Consider the following 20,549-nt stretch of genomic DNA (forward strand, 5'->3'; position numbering starts at 1 on the left):
ACCAACAGAATAATGATCGCGACGTCAAACCAGGGAAAGGGTGTCATATTGTCCATTGAAAGGGCGAAATGCCATAAGCCCTTTAGCAGCAAGTTTTACAAAATCTCAAGTTTGCTGTCAGTTGCTGTTCATTTATATTGCGTTAGTCGGAACCTTCTGATCGACGAGGCGTTATCGTCATCGAACAGGGTGACCTATAAGGGGAATGAAAATGCGGATCAATAAATCAATTATAACAGCGGCTTCGCTCGTTGCTCTGGCACTGACCAGCGGCTGCGTAACCAATCCGGAAACCGGAAACCGTACCATCTCAAAGGCGGCCATCGGTGGTCTCGGCGGCGTGGTCGGCGGCTATCTGCTCGGTGATATTCTGGGCGGACGAAATGACCGCACCGCCAAGATCGTTGGCGCGGGCTTGGGCGGTCTCGCCGGCGCAGGGATCGGCTATTATATGGATGAGCAGGAAAAGAAGCTGCGCGAACAGACCGCCGGTACCGGTATCGACGTGACGCGCGAAGGCGACAACCTGATCCTCAACATGCCTTCCAACGTGACTTTTGCTGTCGATAGCAGCGCGATCAGTCCCGCTTTTCAAAGCACGCTGAGCAATGTTGCCGATACATTGTCACGTTATGAGAAAAGCTATGTCGATGTCCTTGGTCACACCGACAGCACCGGCAGCGATGCCTATAATCAGGCGCTGTCCGAGCGTCGGGCAGAATCGGTTGCCAATTTCCTCGCCAACAGCGGCGTTCAGCGCGCTCGGCTCGCGACAAAAGGCTATGGTGAAAGCCAGCCGATTGCGAGCAACAGCACAGAAGAAGGCCGCGCAGCCAACCGCCGTGTCGAAATCAAGATCGTTCCGATCGCACAGGAAGATCTGAGCTACTAATATAGCGCTTGCGTTAATCCCGCATTCACGGGCATCCTCTTTAAAAATATAGAGGATGCCCGTTCATGACCCCAGTCAATTTTTCCATCGACCTCAGCGGGCACACCGCCATCGTAACCGGCGCATCTGCCGGGCTGGGCCGTCGTTTCGCCAAAATATTGGCCGCCTGTGGCGCAAAAGTTGCCTGTACGGCGCGCCGCAAGGACAAGCTGGAAAATCTGGTCGATGAAATCACCGCTGAAGGCGGCACCGCCAGAGCCTTTGCGCTCGACGTACGCGATGCAGCACAGCTTCAGGCAATCATTCCCGCCGTCGCCGAAACGCTCGGCCAACCGGACATATTGGTGAACAACGCCGGGATCGTCGATGCCGAACATGCCACCCGGATGTCGATCGACCTGATCGACGATGTTCTGGATACAAATCTGCGCAGCGTCTTCATCCTGTCGAACGAATTTGCCCGTCCGCTGATCGCCCGGAAAACGCCGGGGCGGATCGTCAACGTCGCATCCATCGCGGCTACCAGCTACAGCGGCGGCGGGGCCGCTCTCTATTCGACGACCAAAGCCGGGGTGGTTCGCATCACCGAAACCCTGGCGGTTGAATGGTCAAAATTTCATATCAATGTGAATGGCATTGCGCCCGGCCTGTTCGCCACTGACATGGCCGACGGGATGATCGAGCGTGCTGGCGATTTTTCGGTCCATTTCCCGCGCAAGCGTGTGGCTCAGCCGGAGCAGATGGACAGCACCCTGCTCTATCTGGTGTCCCCGTCTTCGGATGCGGTGACCGGAACCGTGATCAAGATCGATGACGGCCAGGGTTCGCGCTAGACCAGTTCGCCCTTGAGCAGTTTCGGCAGATCGCCGGTTTCACCCTTGGCCTCCGCCATGAATTGGGCCTTGAGCGGCGCAATGCGCTGAATCAGCCCGATGCCCATGCGCCGGATCGCCGAAGATGTTGCGCCCGGCAGGCCGAACAGGCGGGTCAGCAGGTCGGTGGCTGCCGATACCATCATATTATCGAAGCTGCGCCAACGGTCATAGCGCGCAAGAATCTGGGAATCGCCGAGATCGAGACCGGTCCGTGCACCCTCAACGAGACATTCCGTCAACGCGGCAACATCGCGCAAGCCGAGGTTGAGCCCCTGCCCCGCAATCGGATGAATACCGTGACCGGCATCGCCGATCAGCACCAGACGCTCGGCGGTCAGGTGCGAACTATGGTGAAAACCGAGCGGATAAGTCGGACGATCGGTGAGCAGTTCGATCTCACCGAGGAAACCGCCGGTTTTCTTCATCATTTCGGCGACAAAGGCGCGCTTGTTGATATTGGCATAGGCTGGCCCGTCTTTTCTCGAAACCGACCACACGATCGCCGAGCGGTGTCTGCCGTCCGCATCGTCAAGCATCGGCAGGATCGCAAAGGGTCCGGCCGGAAAAAACAATTCATAGGCGGTGTTGCCGTGCGGCTTTTCATGGGCGATTTTGCAGACGATCGCATTATGATCATATTGCCAGTGCGCCATGATGATCCCGGCTTCTTCCCGCATCCGGCTGCCCCGTCCGTCCGCCGCAATTAACAGCGGGGCGGCAAGCTGCTCGCCATTGTCGAGCGATATATCGACGCGATGCTCCTGGCAATCACAGGAAGCAACTTGTGCCGACAGGTGCATAGTGATGCGATCATCGGCCTGAACCGCTTCGAACAACAGCCGACGCAGCACAGCATTTTCGACCATGATACCCATCGGACCTTCGTCATCGCCCGGTACGAAATCCAGTGTCCCCGGCTTCAACCCGTCATTGACCAGTATTTTCTCAATCTCGCACCCATGCGGTCGCAGCTTCTCGGCCAGGCCGATAGCGTCGAACATGTTCCAGCTGGCGCTGTTGATCGCCGAAACCCGGGCATCATTTTGCGGGTTGGTCAAATCCTCCGGTGCGGCGCGGTCGATGACGGCGACGCGCAGGCCATGGGCAGCCAGCGTCAGCGCCTGGGTCAGACCAATCATGCCGGCTCCCAATATGATGATATCGCTATTCCGAGATTCAAATCCCATGGAGATCGCCTTTCCGAGCCATAATATGGAATCTAGGTAGGCAACGACGACAGGGAAAGAAAGGCAAATCCGGTAAAATAATGCCAAGAAACTTGACGGAGAGTCCCCGATTCGCGCAAAGGAGCAGATAGTTAATGCCCGCCTTCGGCTGGGGTGAGGCACGGGAGTATGTGATGGCGGGAAAAGCCAATGAAGCGAACTGGCGCGAGATCATGCGTCTCAGCCTGATGCGTAGCGGTGCCCTGATCGGGGCCATCACAATTGTGCTGGCTACCCTCTTCCTGTTCTTGGCATTGGTCAGCTATTCGCCCAGCGATCCTTCGTTCAATACCTCCGCAGGCAGTGTGGAACATAATTGGATGGGAATTTTCGGATCCTATCTGTCCGACCTGCTCCTGACTCTTATCGGACTACCCGTCATTCTGCTCCTGCCACTGCTGCTCGTCTTCGGCAACCGGCTATGGCGGGACATTCCACAGCCAGACTGGAAGAAACAACTGCTATGGTGCCTGCTCGGAATATTGCTGGTCGGGACCAGCCTGGCGCTATGGGTCCCGGACCCCGAAATGGAATTGCCATCGGGGCTTGGCGGACTCTCCAGCATGCTGATCGCCAATGGCATCACTGCCGCTCTCAACGCCGTTTCTGCCAGCTGGAGCGGTCTGGTTTCCGGTATCCTGATCGCCCTGTCCCTGGTTGGCGGCCTTGTCCTCAGCTATTATAGCCTGCGGCTCGATCGCCCCCTGTTCTCCGGCGCATCGCTAAAAATTCCGGCGGTCAAACTTCCCTTTGGCCAGAAAGATGACAGCCTGGTGATCGAACCGGATCGTTCCGGTGCCGTTCCGGCAAAAGTCAAAAAAGACCCTGCTCCGCGCAAGGAAGTCAAACCCGACAACCGGCCACCGCCGGAAATCAGCGACCGGGCATTGCCTCCGAAAAAGGCGGGTGCAAACAAGGCCAAACAGGGTGATTTCTTCGGACCATATGTCCTGCCTTCTCTCGACCTGCTGACCCCTGCCCCGGAACAGAATAACAACGTGATCGACAAGGCCGGACTCGAACGCAACGCGCGCCTGCTCGAATCGGTGCTCGACGATTTCCACGTCAAGGGCACGATCAACGCCGTCCGCCCGGGCCCCGTTGTCACCATGTATGAACTGGAGCCCGCTCCCGGCATCAAGGCCAGCCGCGTCATCCAGCTGGCCGAAGACATTGCCCGCAACATGTCGGCACTTTCGGCGCGCGTCGCCGCCATTCCGGGGCGTACCGTCATGGGTATAGAACTGCCCAACATCAATCGCGAAATGGTCGTGCTGCACGAGATGGTCGGTAGCGACAGTTTCGCAGAGCAGAATGGCAAGCTGCCGATCATTCTCGGGAAGAATATCTCCGGCGATCCGGTGATCGCCGATCTCGCACCGATGCCGCATCTGCTCGTCGCCGGCACCACCGGTTCGGGTAAGTCTGTCGGCCTGAACTGCATGATATTGTCGCTGCTCTACCGCCTGACGCCCGAAGAGTGTAAAATGATCATGATCGATCCGAAGATGCTGGAACTCAGCACCTATGACGATATTCCGCACCTGCTGTCGCCGGTGGTGACAGAGCCGACCAAGGCTATCCGCGCGCTCAAATGGGCGGTCGAGCAGATGGAGGAACGCTACCGGATGATGTCGTCGATATCGGTCCGCAATCTGGCAAACTACAACGAGAAGGTGAAGGCCGCCAAGGCCAAGGGCCAACCGCTCGGTCGGCGTGTCCAGACCGGCTATGATCCGGAAACGTCCCGCCCGATCTACGAGGAAGAGCAGCTTGATTACGAAGTGCTGCCGCAGATCGTGATCATCGTCGACGAGCTTGCCGACCTGATGATGACCGCCGGCAAGGAAGTCGAATTCCTGATCCAGCGTCTCGCGCAAAAGGCGCGTGCGGCCGGCATCCACCTCATCATGGCGACCCAGCGGCCATCGGTCGACGTCATCACAGGCGTAATCAAGGCCAACCTGCCAACCCGGATCAGCTTCCACGTCACCTCGAAAATCGATTCCCGAACGATTCTGGGCGAACAGGGCGCGGAACAGCTGCTCGGGAAAGGCGACATGCTTTATATGCCCGGCGGCAAGCAATTGACCCGCGTCCACGGCCCGTTCGTTTCCGATGACGAGGTGCGCCGGGTTGCCGATCACTGGCGCTCCCAGGGCGCACCGGATTATATCCAGGCCGTGACCGAGGAGCCCGAGGACGGCAGCTTTGCCCTCGACGGGGCCGATCTCAGCGACAACAAAGAAGACCGGCAATATACGCAGGCCTGCCAGATTGTCTTCGAGAGCCAGAAAGTATCGACCAGCTGGCTGCAACGGCAATTGCGGATCGGCTATAATACTGCGGCCCGGATCATCGACCGGATGGAGGAAGATGAATTTATCAGCGCCCCCAACCATATCGGACGCCGCGAAGTGCTACGCGATCAACATGGCCAGCCGCTTTAAAGAGATACGGTCTTTTGGCTGACGAAGTGATTAAGCCATCGTTCAATCGCCAGTGGCTAGGCGGATATCTGGATTATCTGGAGTTTTCGTAATGTTGAAATATGGTTTCGCCTTGATCGCCGCGCCCCTGGTCCTGACGGCAAGCATGCCCGTGGCAGCCCAGCAAAGCTCTACCAACAGTCTTTCCCAAATTTCGAACCATTTGCGTGCAATGACGACCATGACCGCGAATTTCACCCAGACGGATCGTAGTGGTCAATTGCTGACCGGGACGCTTACAATAAAACAACCTGGCAAGATTCGCTTTCAATATCAAAAGGATGCCAATCTGCTGATCGTCGGAGACGGAAAAGCCCTGACTCTGATCGACTATGAAGTAAACCAGGTCCAGCGCTGGCCGATCAGCAACAGCCCACTGGCCGCGCTGCTTAATCCGGAACGAGACCTGTCGAAATATGGCAAGATCGTTCCGACTCGCAATCCCAACGTTCTGAGCGTCGAAGTCAGCGACCCGAAACGTCCAGAATATGGCGTAATTACAATGGTTTTCACCAAAAAGCCGGGGGCACCGGGCGGCTTGAGCCTTGACGGATGGGTGTCCCTCGATTCGAAAAACAACCGGACATCGATCCGGCTATCCAACCAGAAATTCGGCGTGCCGGTTGCCAATAGTAGCTTCAACTGGACCGATCCACGCCGAAAAAGCCGCGGCAAGCGATGAACCGAGACGGGCTACCGATCAGCAGAATGTGATCGTGGCTTCGTTCATATTCGCGACAGAAAGACAGGACTATAACAAAACACAGGATGAGAAGAGACAGTCAGGTCTTCCCCCTGTTACCTGACCCAAATTATCTCGACTCATCTTATGCGTGACGAACGCGAGTTTGCCCCCACCTCCTTAATGCCCCCGGAGGTGGGGGTTTTACTTTCTCCACCCGTCAAAATTACTGCGCAACCCTTACGCCTTTGGGCTTGGGTTTCTATGCCAGCGTGGCTATCAGACTCCGCATGAGTGATAGTCTGAAAATCGTCAGCTGGAATATTAACAGCATCCGCGCCCGCCTCGATATCGTTGAACGCTTTCTGACAGAGGAAGCACCCGATATCCTGTGCCTGCAGGAAACCAAGGTGCGTAACGAACAATTTCCCGAAGGCATGTTCCGCCGTCTCGGCTATAATCACATGATATTGCACGGCCAGCCGATGCACCATGGCGTCGCGATCATCAGCCGCGTACCGCTGCACAAGGACGAACGGTTCGACTGGCAGAATAATGGCGAAGCCCGCCATGTTGGCGCGGTGCTGCAAAACGGCGTACGCATCGAGAATGTCTATATTCCCGCCGGTGGCGAAATTCCGGACCGGGAACTCAACCCGAAATTCGGTCAGAAGCTCGATTTCTTTGGCCGAATGACCGAATGGTCGGCCAATCTCAAAGAACCGACGATCCTGATGGGCGACTTTAACGTCGCGCCGCTCGAGTCGGACGTCTGGAGCCACAAGGCCTTGCTGAAAGTCGTCAGCCACACCCAGATCGAGATTGATCATCTCTACAAGATGCGCGACGCCCATGGCTGGGTCGATATCGGCCGCAAACTGATTCCCGATCCGGAACGGCTGTTCACCTGGTGGAGCTACCGTGCCAAGGACTGGCGCGCATCGGACAAGGGCCGGCGACTCGACCATGTATGGGTCAGCCCCGAACTGGAAAACCAAGCGGTAAGCCACGTCGTTCTGGAAGACGCGCGTAGCTGGGGCAAGCCATCGGATCACGCGCCGTTGATCACGGAATTCGAATTTTGAACCCAACGCCTCTGGACGAGGCCGGCAAGGCAGCGGCCCGCGGGGCGGCCCGCGCGATCGCCGCGCTTCGCCGGGGCTGGCCGATCAGCGTGGAAGCCGACGGCAGACGGCTGAATCTGCTACCGGTCGAGACCGGTGATCTGGAAGAAATCCTGCCCTCGACCGGGACCATCTCGCTGCTGATTTCCGCAAGCCGTGCAGAGACACTGAAACTGCTCAACCAGTTCGCCGCAGCCGACCCCAGTCTGCCCATACAGATCAGCCTGCCCGCGCCGGTCACCGCAGCAGAGATTATCGCCATCGTCGATCCGGTGCTCGACATGCAATATCCGATGAAAGGCCCGTTTCGGAGCGAAACGCTGACCAATGCGCGAGCTGCCACCGCCGCGATGGATATGGCCCGCCATGGCGGTCTGCTTCCGGCCTTCGTAATAGTCGATAACGCCGAAGATATTGTCGAGGCGGAAGATGTTACCGCCTATGCCGATTCTGCGGCTCTCACGATCAGCGCCCATGCCCGCCTTCCGGTAGCCGCCAATAGTGAGGCGCATATCTACGGTTTCCGCAGTGATGCCGATGCCACCGACCATATCGCGCTGATTGTCGGCAAGCGCGACAGCAGCACGCCGGTCGTGCGTCTGCATAGCGAATGCCTGACCGGCGATGTTCTCGGCAGCCTGAAATGCGACTGCGGCCCGCAACTCCACGCCGCGCTGCATCAGATGAGCGAAGCGACCTGGGGGGTTCTTCTCTACCTGAGACAGGAAGGACGCGGGATCGGCCTGATCAACAAATTGCGCGCCTATGCATTGCAGGATCAGGGCTTTGACACGGTCGACGCCAACCAACGGCTCGGCTTTGCGATCGACGCCCGGGACTTTTCGATTGCTGCGCGGATGCTCGAATTGCTCAACGTGCCAAAGATCAAATTGATGACCAACAATCCGGAAAAAGTGGAAGGTCTGGAAGCATGTGGCGTGACCGTGGAAGAACGCCTGCCGGTCAAGATCGCTGCCAACCCGCACAATGAATTTTACCTCGATACCAAGCGGGACCGGACCGGGCATAAATTATAGCTTCTGTAAACATGCAGACGATGGTGGTGGCCAATCGATCTGGAAATAATGGCTTCGAATTCCGCCCCAGATAGATTATTGACAGCATCGGGAGGGGAAGAAAATCATGTTACGCATCTTGAAAATCTTGCTTGTTTTGAGCGTCGCCACCTGGGCGGTCCTGGGCGTCTTCGGGAATATTCACGACTGGAGCGGAACCACAGGAGCCGTGGCTGCTACCACTTCGATGTCGACATTTGACGGATGGGCCGACGATTGGCGCGCCACATCCAATCCTGCGATAATCCTGGCCGGGGCCCTGGCGATCATCTTGCTCAAGTCTGCCAGTGCGATTTTATGCCTGACCGGAGCATGGCAGATGTGGACCGCACGTGCGGCTGACGCCGCCGCCTTCTCACAGGCAAAAACATACGCGCTCGCCGGCTGTGCGGTCGCGATATTGATGCTGTTTTCCGGATGGATTGTCATTGCCGAAACATGGTTTGAACTCTGGCGATCCGAGGTCCTGCGCGAAGCGGCGCTCGACGCCGCCTTCCGCTATTGCGGGATGATCGGATTGATCGCTCTGTTTGTCGGGATGCGCGACGAATAGGTCAGCCGCTGTCACCAGACGATAGCCAAAGGCAATTGTGTTGCAAACCGGGATATTGCTGACGTCAGATTGCTTCGCCGAGACAAACATCAATGTCCGTCGCGGTCGTCCGTTCTTTCGAAAGCCGGCCGGCGATTTCAACGATGGAAGCCGGGAGATTTTCCGATTTCTCGAGGTTATCGCCGTCCGCAAGCGCCTCATGATAAGCCAATGCAAAATTTTCTGGCGGTTGCGCCAACAGGCACGGAAGGGATCGCGCCGCGAAACTATGAACGATTTCGGCCGTCATCTGGTGACCGGTAAAATATGATAGTTCACCAAAACTGCCATCAAATGCCAGTCCGTAAATCTCAGGAAAACGTGCTTTGACGCTCGCCGGATCATTGCCAATCGCTTCCATCAAAATGCCCAGCAACCGAAAATTATACGACAGATGCCGGAAGCTGCGTTGCGCCACGTCGCGCGAATATTTTGCATAGCGACCGTCGCCTTTGATATTCCGCATATCTCCGACGAACGATGCGCTGCCCTCGATAGCGAGGCGATGAAACATATAGTCCCATGCCTGAATATCGGTTGACACGTCTTCCTTGGACACCATCGGTCTGGAAGCGAACTGGCTTTGGATCGCATGATAGGTTTCATGCGTGATCAGCTGGGCTATAGCTTCATATTCCCCTTCGATATCCGGTGCCAGACACGGCAAATCGATGAAGAACATTCCGCGGTTGGAGAAGCCACCGCAAGAAAAACTGGCAGCAGCAATGATGGCCTTTCCCTCAAACTCCATATCTGCGGGGACATAGGGCACAAGATTGTCGTGAACCCGTTTGATCAGGTCGTCACGATTGAGGGCAAGATGGTTGATCGCCTTTTCCATCAACGCCCGCTTTTCCACCAGCGACTTGAAACGGAAGATATCGGATTCAGGGGTTTTACACTCGGCCATCGCGCGCAGCCCGCTGAGATAGTTCTCCATCGAGAAGCGCGCGCCGAATTCCTGATGATGGTCTATCTGACTCTGCACTACGGGGGATGCGGTAAATTCTGAATCGACAATTTCTGCACCGGAGCAAGCAATCTCGAGCAGCCTTTGTGCTTTCGAAATATCGATATCCACATTGATCAATTGCGCCGATGCGGGTGTCGAGAGCGACAGCACCGCCAATATCGCCAATAATATCCGCATGAATCCTTATCCCGAACCAACAGGCCTGCCTCGACGACAGTCCATTATATTCCATTGAGTATTAGTGTATTAGGTCACTACGTCAATGAAAATAGTGTTCGATGTCAGCGGACGGGATATGATGCCGGTTGCAAATCGTATCGCCTAGAACGGCACATCGTCATCCAGATCGCTGTCAAAGGCACCGCCGCCCTGACCGCCGCCACCGGTCTGGCCCCAGCCACCACCGGAACCGCCACCGGATGGCGCACCGCCGCCCGAAGGTGCGCCGCCACCCCAGCCGTCATTGGAACCACCACCCTGGCCACCGCCGCCCTGGCGGCTGTCGAGCATTTCCATTTTCGCGTCAAAGCCCTGCAGCACAACATCGGTCGAATAGCGGTCATTGCCGGACTGGTCCTGCCATTTGCGGGTCTGCAGCTTGCCTTCGAGATAGACCTTGCTGCCCTTGCGCAGATATTTTTCGGCAACGCCGGCCAGGCCTTCGTTATAGATCGAGATATTGTGCCACTCGGTCTTTTCCTTGCGCTCGCCGGTCTGCTTGTCTTTCCAGCTTTCCGATGTCGCGACGCTGAAATTGCAGACTTTGCCGCCATTGGCGAAGGTACGCACTTCCGGATCCTTGCCCAGATTGCCTACGATGATGACTTTGTTGATGCCGCCGGCCATTTCAAATTCCCCAAAAAAATAACGTGATTAACGATTCTTGGGAGACTCTATAGACCGAGCGCGACAGCACTCCAATATGTAATACCGGCCGCGACATAGGCGAGCGCAAAAAGATAGACGAGCATGAAGGTCGGCCATTTCCAGCCGTTGGTTTCGCGGCGAGTGACAGCGATGGTCGAGATACATTGCGGCGCAAAAACAAACCAGGCGAGAAAAGCCAGCGCAGTCGGCAGCGACCAGCGGCTTTGCAGCCTTTCGGTAAGGGATTTTGCTTCCGCTTCTTCATCCGGCGCATCGATCGCATAGGTCGTGGCCAGCGCCGCCACCGCCACTTCGCGCGCGGCCATGGCGGGGATCAGGGCAAGGGCAATATCCCGGTCAAAGCCAATCGGCTTGACGATAGGAGCGATAACATTGGTGATCCGGCCTGCCACGCTATAATCGACCTGGCTCATCCCGCTGTCTTCGGGAACCTTCGGAAAAGTGAGCAGCAGCCACAATACGACCGTCGCGGCGAAAATAATCGTACCGGCGCGGCGCAGGAATATCCAGGCGCGCTGCCACAGACCGATCAATATGTCGCGCAGGCTCGGCAACTGATATTTCGGCATTTCCATCAGGAAACCGCTGTTCGGCCCCTTGGTGACCGTAGACCGTAGCACGAGCGCGACGACCATCGCCCCGACTATGCCGAAGACATAAAGCCCGAAAAGCACTAGCCCTTGCAATCCGATCCCCGGACCAACTGTGGTCGGCGGAATGAAGGCGCCGATGATGATCGCGTAAACAGGAAGCCGCGCCGAGCAGGTCATCAGCGGCGCCACCAATATGGTGGTCAACCGATCCCGCGGATCCGAGATGCTGCGTGTCGCCATGATCCCGGGAATGGCGCAGGCAAAAGACGACAGCAGCGGAATGAAACTCCGGCCGGACAGACCGACACTGGCCATCATCCGGTCCATGATGAAGGCCGCACGGGTCATATAACCACTGGCTTCGAGCAAAAGAATGAACAGGAACAGGATCAGGATCTGCGGCAGGAATACCACCACCGATCCGACACCCGCAATGGCTCCTTCAATGATGAAATCGCGAATGAATCCCGGTGCCATATTGGTTTCGACGGCCGCCGCGACCCATCCGCTGGCGCTTTCAATCCAGCCAATCGGCGCTTCGGACCAGGCAAATACGGCCTGGAACATGGTGAAGAGAACCACCAGCAGGATCAACGGTCCAGCATAAGGATGCAGGAGCAGGCTATCCGCCCGCTCCGACCAGCGCCGGCCAGCCGTTTCGGCAATGATCACCTGATTGGCAATCTGCTTGGCCTGTTTGCGCAAACCGTGATCGCGCCCTTCGACAACGATTGGCTCGCGCGGGGTCGGTTTCTGCCGAAGCCGCTTTTCCAGCGCCACGGACAAGTCCTCCAGCCCGCGCCGCCGTACCGCGACGGTAGGTACCACCGGAACCCCCAGAATCTCCTCGAGTTTCTTCGGATCCAGCGTCAATCCGTCCCGTTCCGCCAGATCCATCATGTTGAGCGCAACCACAACCGGATGACCGAGGGCGATCACTTCAAGTGCAAAGCGCAAATGATTGTCGAGATTGGCGGCATCAAGCACGATGACGATGGCGTCGGGCCTTCTCTCGCCCTTTTGCAATCCCATGATAACTCCGCGCGTCACCGCCTCGTCCGGGCTGGTCGGGTCAAGGCTGTAACTGCCTGGCAAATCGACCAGTTCTGCATGTCGGCCGTCCGCAAAGGTAAAATGACCGGATTTGCGTTCGACGGTGACACCAGGATAATTGGCAATTTTTTGCCGGGCACCGGTCAGGGCGTTGAACAGGGCACTTTTGCCTGAATTAGGGTTGCCCGCGAGGGCAATGAGGGGAGCGATTTCCGACATCGATCAGGCCGGAATCGCAACCGAAACCGGTTGAACGGATATTACTTGGGCATGAGATTTTCGGATCGCAATCAGCATCCTTCCGACTTTCAGCGCAATCGGATCATTCAGGCCGAACATGCCCTTGTAGAGTTTTTCGACCGCAATGCCTTCATCTATGCCAAGCGCCCGCAGACGACGGCCTTCATTATCGGAAATGGCAGCCCAGTCGATGGCCACGATTTCAGCTTTGTGGTTCAGCGACAGCTGGTCAAGAGTTGTGGGTGTCTGCATATATCGCAACAAGGCCTTTCTAATTGCGATTGATTATCAATATAGATTGAAGTTGGCGAGTCTTTTTCTGTGAATTTATCGTCCACGCCAGAGACTGCTGCTCCGCTCTGGCTCGAAAGAGCTTCTGTTGCTCAGGTCCCCCGGTAACGCAACCGTCCAACAAAGCGCGCCATGCTGAACCGGTCACCGCCCCGCCCGGTAACCTTGGCCTTTACCTTCTCGAACTGCATCACATTTTCGATCCGTCGATCGAGAAACGCCCGGGTGTCGGCATAATTCTCGCTGTCATCATCCAGAAAGACACTGATGGTGCCGCCGTAAACGCCGGATAGCAGAGTCCGTTTGGTATAATGATTATAGTCGGTGGCGGTATCACCGGCGAGCCGCCACATCTTGTCGGCAGCGCGCCAACCCATTTTCGCGGCCTTGCGCAAATGTTGCGGTGCCGCCAGAATCGCCAGCGCACGGCGCAGACCTTCGCGGTCAGGACCAAGCACGTCCAGCCTCGCTTCGACCAGCGCCTTGATCCGCTGCCGTATTTTCATCGCCGCGAGTTGCTCGGCTCCAAATTTTGCCGCCATCTGCTCGTCAACCGCCAGAAACCAGGCATCGATCATATCGACCGGCCCGTCGTTGAACGCCAGTCTCGCGAGACCTAGATCAATATCAGCCAGTTGCGCCGCCGCAAGAACCGCCTTTTCGTTCCAGCCGTCAAACGCCGCCTGCGCGGCCAATGCCGGAGCCAGGAAACCACGCACTTCATCCAGGGTAGGGTCTTCGGGAAGCGATACAGACATGGGTGTTCCTTTGAAATCAGAGCTATCAATATAAACAGAAATTGCTTGGGTTCAAACCATTGCATTCACCGGAGTGGCCTCTTAACTGTCTGGTTAACAAGTCACACCTCCAGTTGCAGGGAATTTCATCTTGACCACATTGTTCGATCCGATCACCGTTGGCGCCATTGAAGCCAAGAACCGCATGTTCATGGCCCCCCTAACCCGCTGCCGCGCGACGGTCGACTTTGTCCCCACCCCGATTATGGGAGAATATTACAGCCAGCGCGCCGGTGCCGGTCTGATAATCTCGGAAGCCACCGGAATCAGCCAGCAGGGCCTTGGCACACCATTTGCCCCGGGCATCTGGAACGACGAGCAGACCGAGGCATGGAAACCGGTCATCGAACGGGTTCACAAAGCCGGTGGCAAGATCATCTGCCAGCTCTGGCACATGGGCCGCATAGTGCATCCCGATTTCCTGAATGGCGAGAAACCCGTTTCCGCCTCTGCAACGACCGCACCGGGCAGCGTCCGGACCTATCAGGGTAAGAAAGACTATGCCGAAGCGCGGCCATTGGAAATCTCCGAAATCCCGGCTCTTCTCGACGATTATCAAAATGCCGCAGAAAACGCGCAAAAAGCAGGCTTTGACGGTGTCCAGCTGCACGCGGCCAATGGCTATCTGATCGACCAGTTCATCCGTTCCGGCACCAATTTGCGGACCGATGAATATGGCGGACCGGTTGAAAACCGTATCCGCCTGCTCGGCGAAGTTACCCAACGGCTGGTCGATGTCTGGGGTGGCGACCGGGTTGCGGTTCGCCTGTCTCCCAATGGCGATTCACAGGGTGCGGATGACGCGACGCCGGTTGCAACCTTTACCGCCGCGGCAAAATTGCTCGACCAGATCGGGATCGCTTTTCTTGAACTGCGCGAGCCCCCTGCCCACGGCACCTACGGCAATACCGACGTGCCGCCGGTCAGCCCTGACATCCGTCCGGTTTTCAACCGCCCGCTCGTGCTAAACAGCGATTATTTTTATGACAATGCGACCGCAGCACTTGCCGAGAACAAGGCAGACGCGATCAGTTTCGGACGAACGTTCATGACCAATCCCGATCTGCCCGAACGGTTTCGTGCGGGCGCCGACCTCAACCCGATCGATTTCACCCCCACGTGGTATAGTCAGGGACCGGAAGGCTACATCGACTATCCGACAATGGAGCAAAAAGCGGCTGCAACGGCCTGAGCCTGCGTCGCCCTATCAGAAACTGTTCTGAAGTCGGCGGACCATGTCCTGCACAGCCGTCTCGGATGCGATTTCCCTCTTTAGCTGCGCCGAAAGGCGTTGCAGCCGCTGGAACAACTCCTCGCTCGCGACAATGATCTGTCGGGCTTCCTCCGGAAAGCGATCAACCATCGGCTGATCGGTCGCGGGCGCATAGCCGAGCGCCCGATCATGGTTCCAGGCTTCGCCTTCGGTCAACTCCCCGCTGTGCAGGGCTTTCTGATTCAGCAGCCATGCGATGCAGTGCATTAACCGTGTTGTCACTTTCAGCGACTCACAGGAAAAGGAAACGGCAAGATTGACGTCGTCGCAGGAATCCTCCTTGAATCGACCCGATTCAAAATAGGAGCGCGCTTCGTCTGCCAGCACCATTGCTTCGGTGTAAAGTGCGTCCATTAGTTTCACGGTCAAAAGGGATTCATGATCTGCCATTTTTTCTCCGTAGCAAAATCCACCCCTTCATGGACAGGGAATTTCGAGCCAGGGATTAGCCCAGAAAGCGTCTGTTTCAAACTGATACGGGGTGAATCCCGGGGTTAACTGGTGGATAATGATAGTTAACGAATCGCAAGCCCGCATTAAAGCTTGGGGGTCATGCGATAATGTCGGGAATGAGCTGATTCTCGATCATTATGATGCGGTCGCGCAACTGCAATTTTCTTTTCTTGAGTCGGGCCAGCCTGAGCTGATCGGCATTTCCTGCCTCGACCAGCGCAGTGATGGCCTCGTCGAGATCGCGATGTTCAATTTTCAGCAGTTCGAGCCGCATTTGCAACTCTTCATCGCTCATCCCCATTCTGGTTCAATCTCCCCCCTTGCGTCAGCACAGCAATTTTGTAATCTAATCCTATTCATGGTTCATGTCCAAACCAAGACAATTTAACCATGATGCCAGATTAGCACCGCAATTTGGCAACACAGCAAGAAAGGAAACTTCGCCCTCTTTTCATTTCAAAAACTACTTTTTTGAGGAGAATTAAATGATTCAGAATCACATGTCAGCATTGCGCGAAAAACACGAAGCGCTCGAACGCCAGATCAATGAAGAAGAAACCCGGCCACGCCCCGACACGATTCGAATCCATAGTCTCAAAAAAGAAAAGCTGCGGCTGAAAGAGGAACTGCTGAATTGAACGTCGGTCCGGGGCACGGCTCAGGCTGGACAGGTGACCAAAGTCCGTTTTAGCGGATAGGTCGTTTTTCGATATCGCACTCACTTGGCCTTTCTGCTAGGCGAACGTCATGCCCGCAACAGATCCCGCCAGTACCAAGACCGCCCGCAACATCCTGACCGGCCTGCGAGCGATCATGGCGACGCGCGGCAACGCCGAGATCAAGCTGAATCAGGTGGTCGAAACGATCGCCGAAGCTGTGAACAGCGAGGTCTGTTCGATCTACTTGCGTCGGGAAGGCGTCCTGGAACTGTTTGCCACGCACGGTCTCAACCCGGAAGCGGTGCACGTCACCAAGCTCGCGATGGGCGAAGGCCTTACCGGCTATATCGCCAAAAATGTCGAAACGCTGAATCTGGACGAAGCTGCCAGCCACCCCGATTTCCAGTATCGTCCGGAAACGGGCGAAGAAAAATTCCACAGCTTTGCCGGCGTGCCGATCATCCGCAACCAGCAGGCGATTGGTGTTTTATGTGCCCAGCATGTCGAGCCGCGCCGCTATTCCGAAGTCGAAATTGAAGCCTTTGAGACGGCGGCGATGGTGTTGTCGGAGCTGATCACCAGCGCCGATTTTGTCGATGACAATTTCGCCGATGAATCAGCAAATTTCGACAATGGTTCCAGCCGCCTTAGCGGGTTACAGCTGGTCAAGGGCAAAGCCAGCGGTCATGCGGTATTCCATCAGCCGCGGGTAAAAATCGAACATATGGTGGCAGAAGATATCGAGGCTGAGCGTCACCGCCTCTATTCTGCATTCGACAAGATGCGCGCCCAGATTGACCAGATGACCAGCCAGGCTGAATTTGGTGTCGGCGGCGAGCATGAGGAAGTGCTCGAGACCTACAAGATGTTTGCCTATGATGAAGGCTGGAGCCGTCGCATCAACGAAGCGATTGACAGCGGCCTGACTGCCGAAGCGGCAATCGAGAGGGTACAGCAACATACAAGAATGCGCATGCGGCAGATTGATGATCCGCTTCTGGCAGAACGCATGCACGATCTGGAGGATCTCGCCAACCGTCTGTTGCGCATCGTGTCCGGCCAGATGAATACAGCGGCAAAAATGGGCCTGCGGCAGGACACAATCCTGATTGCCCGCAATCTCGGCCCCGCAGAATTGCTCGAATATGACCGCCGCAGGCTGAAAGGCGTTATCCTTGAGGAAGGTTCGCTGACCGCCCATGTCACGATCATTGCGCGCGCAATGGGCATCCCTATCCTGGGCCAGGTCAAGAATATCCGCCAGGTCGTCCGCGAAGACGATCATCTTTTGCTCAATGTTGATGAAAATGTCGTGTTCGTGCGGCCCGGGCCCTCGGTCGAGGAGGCATTTGAAGCACAGCTGGAACTGAGCCAGAAAAAACGCACCGCTTATTCCGAACTGCGCGACAAGGAAGCCGTGTCAAAAGACGGCGTCCGGATCACCGTCAATATCAACGCGGGCCTGCGGGATGACCTGGCTCTGCTCAACCTGACCGGCGCAGACGGTATCGGATTGTTCCGGACCGAATTTCAGTTTCTGGTGGCGGCCACCATGCCGGGTCGCGCCGGGCAGACCCGCTTTTACCGCGACGTACTGGATGCGGCCGGCGAAAAACCGGTCATATTCCGCACAATCGATATCGGCGGTGACAAGCCGCTGCCCTATTTTCAGGCCAGCGAGTTCAAGGAAGACAATCCGGCCATGGGATGGCGGGCGATTCGCATTGGACTGGAGCGGGATGCCCTGATGAAGGTCCAGGCTCGAGCCTTGATCGAAGCATCGGCAGGCCGGCGGCTTAACGTCATGTTCCCGATGATCGCAGAACCCTGGGAATTTGATGAAGCCAAGGCGGTATTCGAAAATCAACTCGCCTATCTGAAAGGTCAGAAAAAAAGGCTGCCAACACAGATCCGCTATGGTGCCATGCTGGAGGTCCCGGCCTTGGCAGAATGCCTGGACCTGATGGCAGATCGACTCGATTTCCTGTCGATCGGGACCAATGATCTGACCCAGTTTCTTTTCGCCGCAGACCGGAGCAACCCAAAACTGGCGGAGCGCTTTGACTGGATGAGTTCGGCAATATTGCGATTTATACGCCGCGCATCGGAAAATGCAGAACGGTTCAAGATTCCTCTCGGTATATGCGGAGAAATGGGGGGGCGTCCGCTGGATGCGCTCGCACTTCTGGGATTGGGCATTCGCAATCTGTCGATCACTCCTGCTTCGGTTGGCCCGATCAAGGCGATGGTGCGGTCGCTCGACATCGGCGAGGCTAAACTGGAAATTGAAGCGATATTGAAAGAAGGGCCGCCGCAACCGCGGAAGCGGCTCGAACAATGGGCAATTCAACACAACATCGATCTGGATTGATCGACATATTCAGGCATGCAATCGGCAAATCAGTGACCGAAATCTCAAAAATGGTAAAATGCGCCAAATCGACCACGATAGTCATTGACTTTTGCCGCCCAAACTGGCTTTTTTCGTCAAATTATCCGGGGGTGTGCGAAAAGGGTCGCAGAATTATCCGGCCAAATGGAGTGTGGAGTGGCCGAAGAAACTAATGACGACGAGAATGTCGAAATGCATTTGCACAGCACAGGTGCATTGCTGCGCCAGGCGCGCGAGCAGAAAAATCTTTCGCTGGAAGAAATCGCAAAAAAAACCCGTATTCCGCAACGCCATCTGGCGTCTATCGAAAGCGGTGACTTTGAAGCGCTTCCGGGACGAACTTATGCAATCGGCTTTGCCAAATCTTTTGCCCGGACGGTCGGGCTGAGCGACGCGTCCATCGGCAGCCAGTTGCGCGACGAAATGGAAGAACAGGGTCTCGGGACCTACCAGCCCGAAATGAGCGAATATGATCCGGCCAATCCTTCAAGTATCCCGCCCCGCTATCTGGCATGGGCTGCTGCCGGCATCGGTGCCCTGGTGCTGGTCGGATATCTGGTTTGGCGTACCCTGGTCCTCAATCCGGATCAGCCGACCCAGACCGGAGATGGCGAATCTGCAACCGAAATGGCGACTGCTTCGGAAAATACCAATCCCCAGAATATCGAGAACAGCGGCTCGACCCCATCAAGCGACGGAACCGTGGTCTTGACCGCTACCCAGAATGTCTGGTTGAAAATCTATGATGCCGAGGGCAAGCGCCTGTTCGAAAACGAGATGGCAGCCGGAGACACGTTCACCGTTCCCGCCGATGCCGACAATCCTCAAATCCTGACCGGACGCCCCGATGCACTGACCGTTACGATAGACGGCCAGGTCGTCCCGCAACTGGGCACGGCGGAACGGACAATCAAGGATGTCGGAGTCAGCGCTGCAGCCTTGCTGGCCCGTGGAGAAGCAAGCGATCCGGCGGCCGATATAACGGCTGATTGAGGACCGAACACGCAGAACAAAAGAAGGAGACCGAGAGAAATCATCGGATTTCCGGGTATAATTTTCTTTACTTTTCAGACCTGTATATGGTTAATATGCGCCAAATTCAGCGGAGACTTCGATGAAGATATTCGGTACCACAATCCTGCTCGCCAGCGTGCTCATCAGCAATCCGGTATCGGCGCAGGATAGCAATACGGACAAGCGTGTAGAACGGCTCGAACAAGAGATGCGTGCGATCCAGCGCAAGGTTTTTCCCGGTGGTTCAACCCGCTATTTCGAACCCGAAATCACGGATAATACCGGCCCTGCTTCGTCCGGGACGACAAACACCACTTCGGCCGTCACCGACCTCATTGCCCGTGTTGACGCGCTGGAATCCAGTCTCGCAAATATCACCGGACGAGTGGAAGAAAACGGATTCCGGCTGAAAAAAATTGAAGATCAACTCGCCGCCTCTGCAGCGCCAGTGGCTGGCACAACAAGTAGCAGCACCAGTGGATCAACCGCCGCAACTTCGACAAATGCGCCAGAGGTCGAACCCGATCCGAAGCGGGTTGCCGGCGTCGCCGCCATCGTCATGCCGAATACCGGGGATGCCGCGGAAGATGCCTATATCTATGGGTATCGATTGTGGGAGGCCAAATTCTATCCCGAAGCGCAGGTGCAACTGAAGAAAGCGGCTGAAGAACATTCCGGCCATCGCCGCGCCAGCTTTGCCCAGAATTTACTTGGGCGTGCCTATCTTGATGACGGCAAGCCCGCACTGGCATCGGTTGCGCTGTATGAAAATTACCAGAAACGGCCCCGGGGTGAACGCGCTCCGGATAGCCTCTATTTTCTGAGCACCGCACTGGTGCAACTGGGCAAGAAAGACGATGCCTGCCGGGTTCTGGCAGAAATGCAAGATGTCTATCCAGACGTTGCCAGTGGCCGTCTGGCGAGCCGGGTCGCATCGGGCAAGGCAGCTGCCAACTGTAAATAGCTC

At 56.4% G+C, this 20,549-nt stretch carries 20 protein-coding genes; 12 read left to right on the forward strand and 8 right to left on the reverse strand.

Annotation, left to right across the window (positions count from 1 at the left end):
• The first annotated feature begins 211 nt into the window (after positions 1-211).
• The gene (locus ACN0VD_RS05230; RefSeq protein ID WP_417592348.1) at positions 212-892 is read left to right on the forward strand and encodes an OmpA family protein; all 681 of its coding nucleotides are present in this window, start codon (positions 212-214) and stop codon (positions 890-892) included.
• A 65-nt stretch (positions 893-957) separates the two neighbouring features.
• Complete coding sequence (locus ACN0VD_RS05235; RefSeq protein WP_417592350.1) at positions 958-1,725, forward strand: SDR family NAD(P)-dependent oxidoreductase; 768 nt, start codon at positions 958-960, stop codon at positions 1,723-1,725.
• On the opposite strand, the gene ACN0VD_RS05240 is transcribed toward ACN0VD_RS05235, so the two are convergent.
• Positions 1,722-2,954: a UbiH/UbiF/VisC/COQ6 family ubiquinone biosynthesis hydroxylase gene (locus ACN0VD_RS05240; RefSeq protein ID WP_417592352.1), complete on the reverse strand. Its 1,233-nt coding sequence runs from the start codon at positions 2,952-2,954 to the stop codon at positions 1,722-1,724. The genes ACN0VD_RS05235 and ACN0VD_RS05240 overlap by 4 nt on opposite strands.
• A gap of 173 nt (positions 2,955-3,127) precedes the next feature.
• Here ACN0VD_RS05240 and ACN0VD_RS05245 point away from each other — a divergent pair, with 173 nt between their 5' ends.
• The 5 genes from ACN0VD_RS05245 (at position 3,128) to ACN0VD_RS05265 (ending at position 8,917) form a co-directional block, all read left to right on the forward strand.
• Positions 3,128-5,443: a DNA translocase FtsK 4TM domain-containing protein gene (locus ACN0VD_RS05245; RefSeq protein ID WP_417592734.1), complete on the forward strand. Its 2,316-nt coding sequence runs from the start codon at positions 3,128-3,130 to the stop codon at positions 5,441-5,443.
• Positions 5,444-5,534: 91 nt separating this feature from the next.
• The gene (locus tag ACN0VD_RS05250; RefSeq protein WP_417592354.1) at positions 5,535-6,164 is read left to right on the forward strand and encodes a LolA family protein; all 630 of its coding nucleotides are present in this window, start codon (positions 5,535-5,537) and stop codon (positions 6,162-6,164) included.
• A 290-nt stretch (positions 6,165-6,454) separates the two neighbouring features.
• Entirely contained in the window at positions 6,455-7,249 is a 795-nt protein-coding gene (gene xth, locus ACN0VD_RS05255) for an exodeoxyribonuclease III (protein ID WP_417592356.1), read from the forward strand.
• A complete protein-coding gene (gene ribA / locus ACN0VD_RS05260; RefSeq protein WP_417592358.1) occupies positions 7,246-8,325 on the forward strand; it encodes a GTP cyclohydrolase II in 1,080 nt (359 codons plus the stop codon). The genes xth and ribA overlap by 4 nt, the downstream gene beginning before the upstream one ends.
• Before the next feature lie 106 nt (positions 8,326-8,431).
• Positions 8,432-8,917: a DUF2165 family protein gene (locus ACN0VD_RS05265; protein WP_417592360.1), complete on the forward strand. Its 486-nt coding sequence runs from the start codon at positions 8,432-8,434 to the stop codon at positions 8,915-8,917.
• A gap of 64 nt (positions 8,918-8,981) precedes the next feature.
• On the opposite strand, the gene ACN0VD_RS05270 is transcribed toward ACN0VD_RS05265, so the two are convergent.
• From ACN0VD_RS05270 to ACN0VD_RS05290, 5 genes are all read right to left on the reverse strand, one after another.
• Complete coding sequence (locus ACN0VD_RS05270) at positions 8,982-10,106, reverse strand: DUF5700 domain-containing putative Zn-dependent protease (protein WP_417592362.1); 1,125 nt, start codon at positions 10,104-10,106, stop codon at positions 8,982-8,984.
• 144 nt (positions 10,107-10,250) lie between these two features.
• On the reverse strand, positions 10,251-10,775 hold the full coding sequence (ssb, locus tag ACN0VD_RS05275) for a single-stranded DNA-binding protein (protein ID WP_417592364.1): 525 nt from the start codon (positions 10,773-10,775) through the stop codon (positions 10,251-10,253).
• A 47-nt stretch (positions 10,776-10,822) separates the two neighbouring features.
• Positions 10,823-12,682 carry a ferrous iron transporter B gene (gene feoB, locus ACN0VD_RS05280; protein WP_417592366.1) on the reverse strand — a complete coding sequence of 620 codons (1,860 nt, stop codon included), beginning with the start codon at positions 12,680-12,682 and terminating at the stop codon, positions 10,823-10,825.
• 3 nt (positions 12,683-12,685) lie between these two features.
• Positions 12,686-12,955, reverse strand: coding sequence for a FeoA family protein (locus tag ACN0VD_RS05285; protein ID WP_417592368.1), 270 nt, complete (start codon positions 12,953-12,955; stop codon positions 12,686-12,688).
• Between the two features lie 131 nt (positions 12,956-13,086).
• Positions 13,087-13,752: a COQ9 family protein gene (locus tag ACN0VD_RS05290; protein ID WP_417592370.1), complete on the reverse strand. Its 666-nt coding sequence runs from the start codon at positions 13,750-13,752 to the stop codon at positions 13,087-13,089.
• 130 nt (positions 13,753-13,882) lie between these two features.
• Between ACN0VD_RS05290 and ACN0VD_RS05295 the strand changes: the two genes are divergently transcribed.
• Complete coding sequence (locus ACN0VD_RS05295; RefSeq protein WP_417592372.1) at positions 13,883-14,983, forward strand: alkene reductase; 1,101 nt, start codon at positions 13,883-13,885, stop codon at positions 14,981-14,983.
• A gap of 15 nt (positions 14,984-14,998) precedes the next feature.
• Here the strand turns inward: ACN0VD_RS05295 and ACN0VD_RS05300 are convergent, their stop codons facing one another.
• Both ACN0VD_RS05300 and ACN0VD_RS05305 read right to left on the reverse strand, forming a co-directional pair.
• Entirely contained in the window at positions 14,999-15,454 is a 456-nt protein-coding gene (locus ACN0VD_RS05300) for a DUF1465 family protein (protein ID WP_417592374.1), read from the reverse strand.
• Positions 15,455-15,614: 160 nt separating this feature from the next.
• Positions 15,615-15,812, reverse strand: coding sequence for a YdcH family protein (locus tag ACN0VD_RS05305; RefSeq protein ID WP_417592376.1), 198 nt, complete (start codon positions 15,810-15,812; stop codon positions 15,615-15,617).
• A gap of 190 nt (positions 15,813-16,002) precedes the next feature.
• Here ACN0VD_RS05305 and ACN0VD_RS05310 point away from each other — a divergent pair, with 190 nt between their 5' ends.
• The 4 genes from ACN0VD_RS05310 (at position 16,003) to ACN0VD_RS05325 (ending at position 20,546) form a co-directional block, all read left to right on the forward strand.
• Positions 16,003-16,155, forward strand: a complete 153-nt coding sequence (locus ACN0VD_RS05310; protein WP_417592378.1) for a YdcH family protein — start codon at positions 16,003-16,005, stop codon at positions 16,153-16,155.
• Between the two features lie 109 nt (positions 16,156-16,264).
• Positions 16,265-18,547, forward strand: a complete 2,283-nt coding sequence (gene ptsP / locus ACN0VD_RS05315) for a phosphoenolpyruvate--protein phosphotransferase (protein WP_417592380.1) — start codon at positions 16,265-16,267, stop codon at positions 18,545-18,547.
• Positions 18,548-18,724: 177 nt separating this feature from the next.
• Positions 18,725-19,561: a helix-turn-helix domain-containing protein gene (locus tag ACN0VD_RS05320; RefSeq protein WP_417592382.1), complete on the forward strand. Its 837-nt coding sequence runs from the start codon at positions 18,725-18,727 to the stop codon at positions 19,559-19,561.
• Between the two features lie 121 nt (positions 19,562-19,682).
• Positions 19,683-20,546: a tetratricopeptide repeat protein gene (locus ACN0VD_RS05325; protein WP_417592384.1), complete on the forward strand. Its 864-nt coding sequence runs from the start codon at positions 19,683-19,685 to the stop codon at positions 20,544-20,546.
• The last annotated feature ends 3 nt before the right edge of the window (positions 20,547-20,549 follow it).

Origin of the sequence: Parasphingorhabdus sp., assembly GCF_048267785.1 — a bacterium.
In the GTDB taxonomy this organism is placed as follows: Bacteria; Pseudomonadota; Alphaproteobacteria; order Sphingomonadales; family Sphingomonadaceae; genus Parasphingorhabdus.

Excerpts from the sequence above, each read along its gene's own strand:
- xth (WP_417592356.1), top strand. The coding sequence starts at position 6,455 with ATGAGTGATAGTCTGAAAATCGTCAGCTGGAATATTAACAGCATCCGC.
- ACN0VD_RS05230 (WP_417592348.1), top strand. The coding sequence starts at position 212 with ATGCGGATCAATAAATCAATTATAACAGCGGCTTCGCTCGTTGCTCTG.
- ACN0VD_RS05300 (WP_417592374.1), bottom strand. The coding sequence starts at position 15,454 with ATGGCAGATCATGAATCCCTTTTGACCGTGAAACTAATGGACGCACTT.
- ptsP (WP_417592380.1), top strand. The coding sequence starts at position 16,265 with ATGCCCGCAACAGATCCCGCCAGTACCAAGACCGCCCGCAACATCCTG.
- ACN0VD_RS05325 (WP_417592384.1), top strand. The coding sequence starts at position 19,683 with ATGAAGATATTCGGTACCACAATCCTGCTCGCCAGCGTGCTCATCAGC.
- ACN0VD_RS05265 (WP_417592360.1), top strand. The coding sequence starts at position 8,432 with ATGTTACGCATCTTGAAAATCTTGCTTGTTTTGAGCGTCGCCACCTGG.
- ACN0VD_RS05235 (WP_417592350.1), top strand. The coding sequence starts at position 958 with ATGACCCCAGTCAATTTTTCCATCGACCTCAGCGGGCACACCGCCATC.
- ACN0VD_RS05290 (WP_417592370.1), bottom strand. The coding sequence starts at position 13,752 with ATGTCTGTATCGCTTCCCGAAGACCCTACCCTGGATGAAGTGCGTGGT.
- ACN0VD_RS05285 (WP_417592368.1), bottom strand. The coding sequence starts at position 12,955 with ATGCAGACACCCACAACTCTTGACCAGCTGTCGCTGAACCACAAAGCT.
- ACN0VD_RS05250 (WP_417592354.1), top strand. The coding sequence starts at position 5,535 with ATGTTGAAATATGGTTTCGCCTTGATCGCCGCGCCCCTGGTCCTGACG.
- ACN0VD_RS05270 (WP_417592362.1), bottom strand. The coding sequence starts at position 10,106 with ATGCGGATATTATTGGCGATATTGGCGGTGCTGTCGCTCTCGACACCC.
- ssb (WP_417592364.1), bottom strand. The coding sequence starts at position 10,775 with ATGGCCGGCGGCATCAACAAAGTCATCATCGTAGGCAATCTGGGCAAG.
- ACN0VD_RS05305 (WP_417592376.1), bottom strand. The coding sequence starts at position 15,812 with ATGAGCGATGAAGAGTTGCAAATGCGGCTCGAACTGCTGAAAATTGAA.
- ACN0VD_RS05240 (WP_417592352.1), bottom strand. The coding sequence starts at position 2,954 with ATGGGATTTGAATCTCGGAATAGCGATATCATCATATTGGGAGCCGGC.
- ACN0VD_RS05245 (WP_417592734.1), top strand. The coding sequence starts at position 3,128 with ATGGCGGGAAAAGCCAATGAAGCGAACTGGCGCGAGATCATGCGTCTC.
- feoB (WP_417592366.1), bottom strand. The coding sequence starts at position 12,682 with ATGTCGGAAATCGCTCCCCTCATTGCCCTCGCGGGCAACCCTAATTCA.
- ACN0VD_RS05310 (WP_417592378.1), top strand. The coding sequence starts at position 16,003 with ATGATTCAGAATCACATGTCAGCATTGCGCGAAAAACACGAAGCGCTC.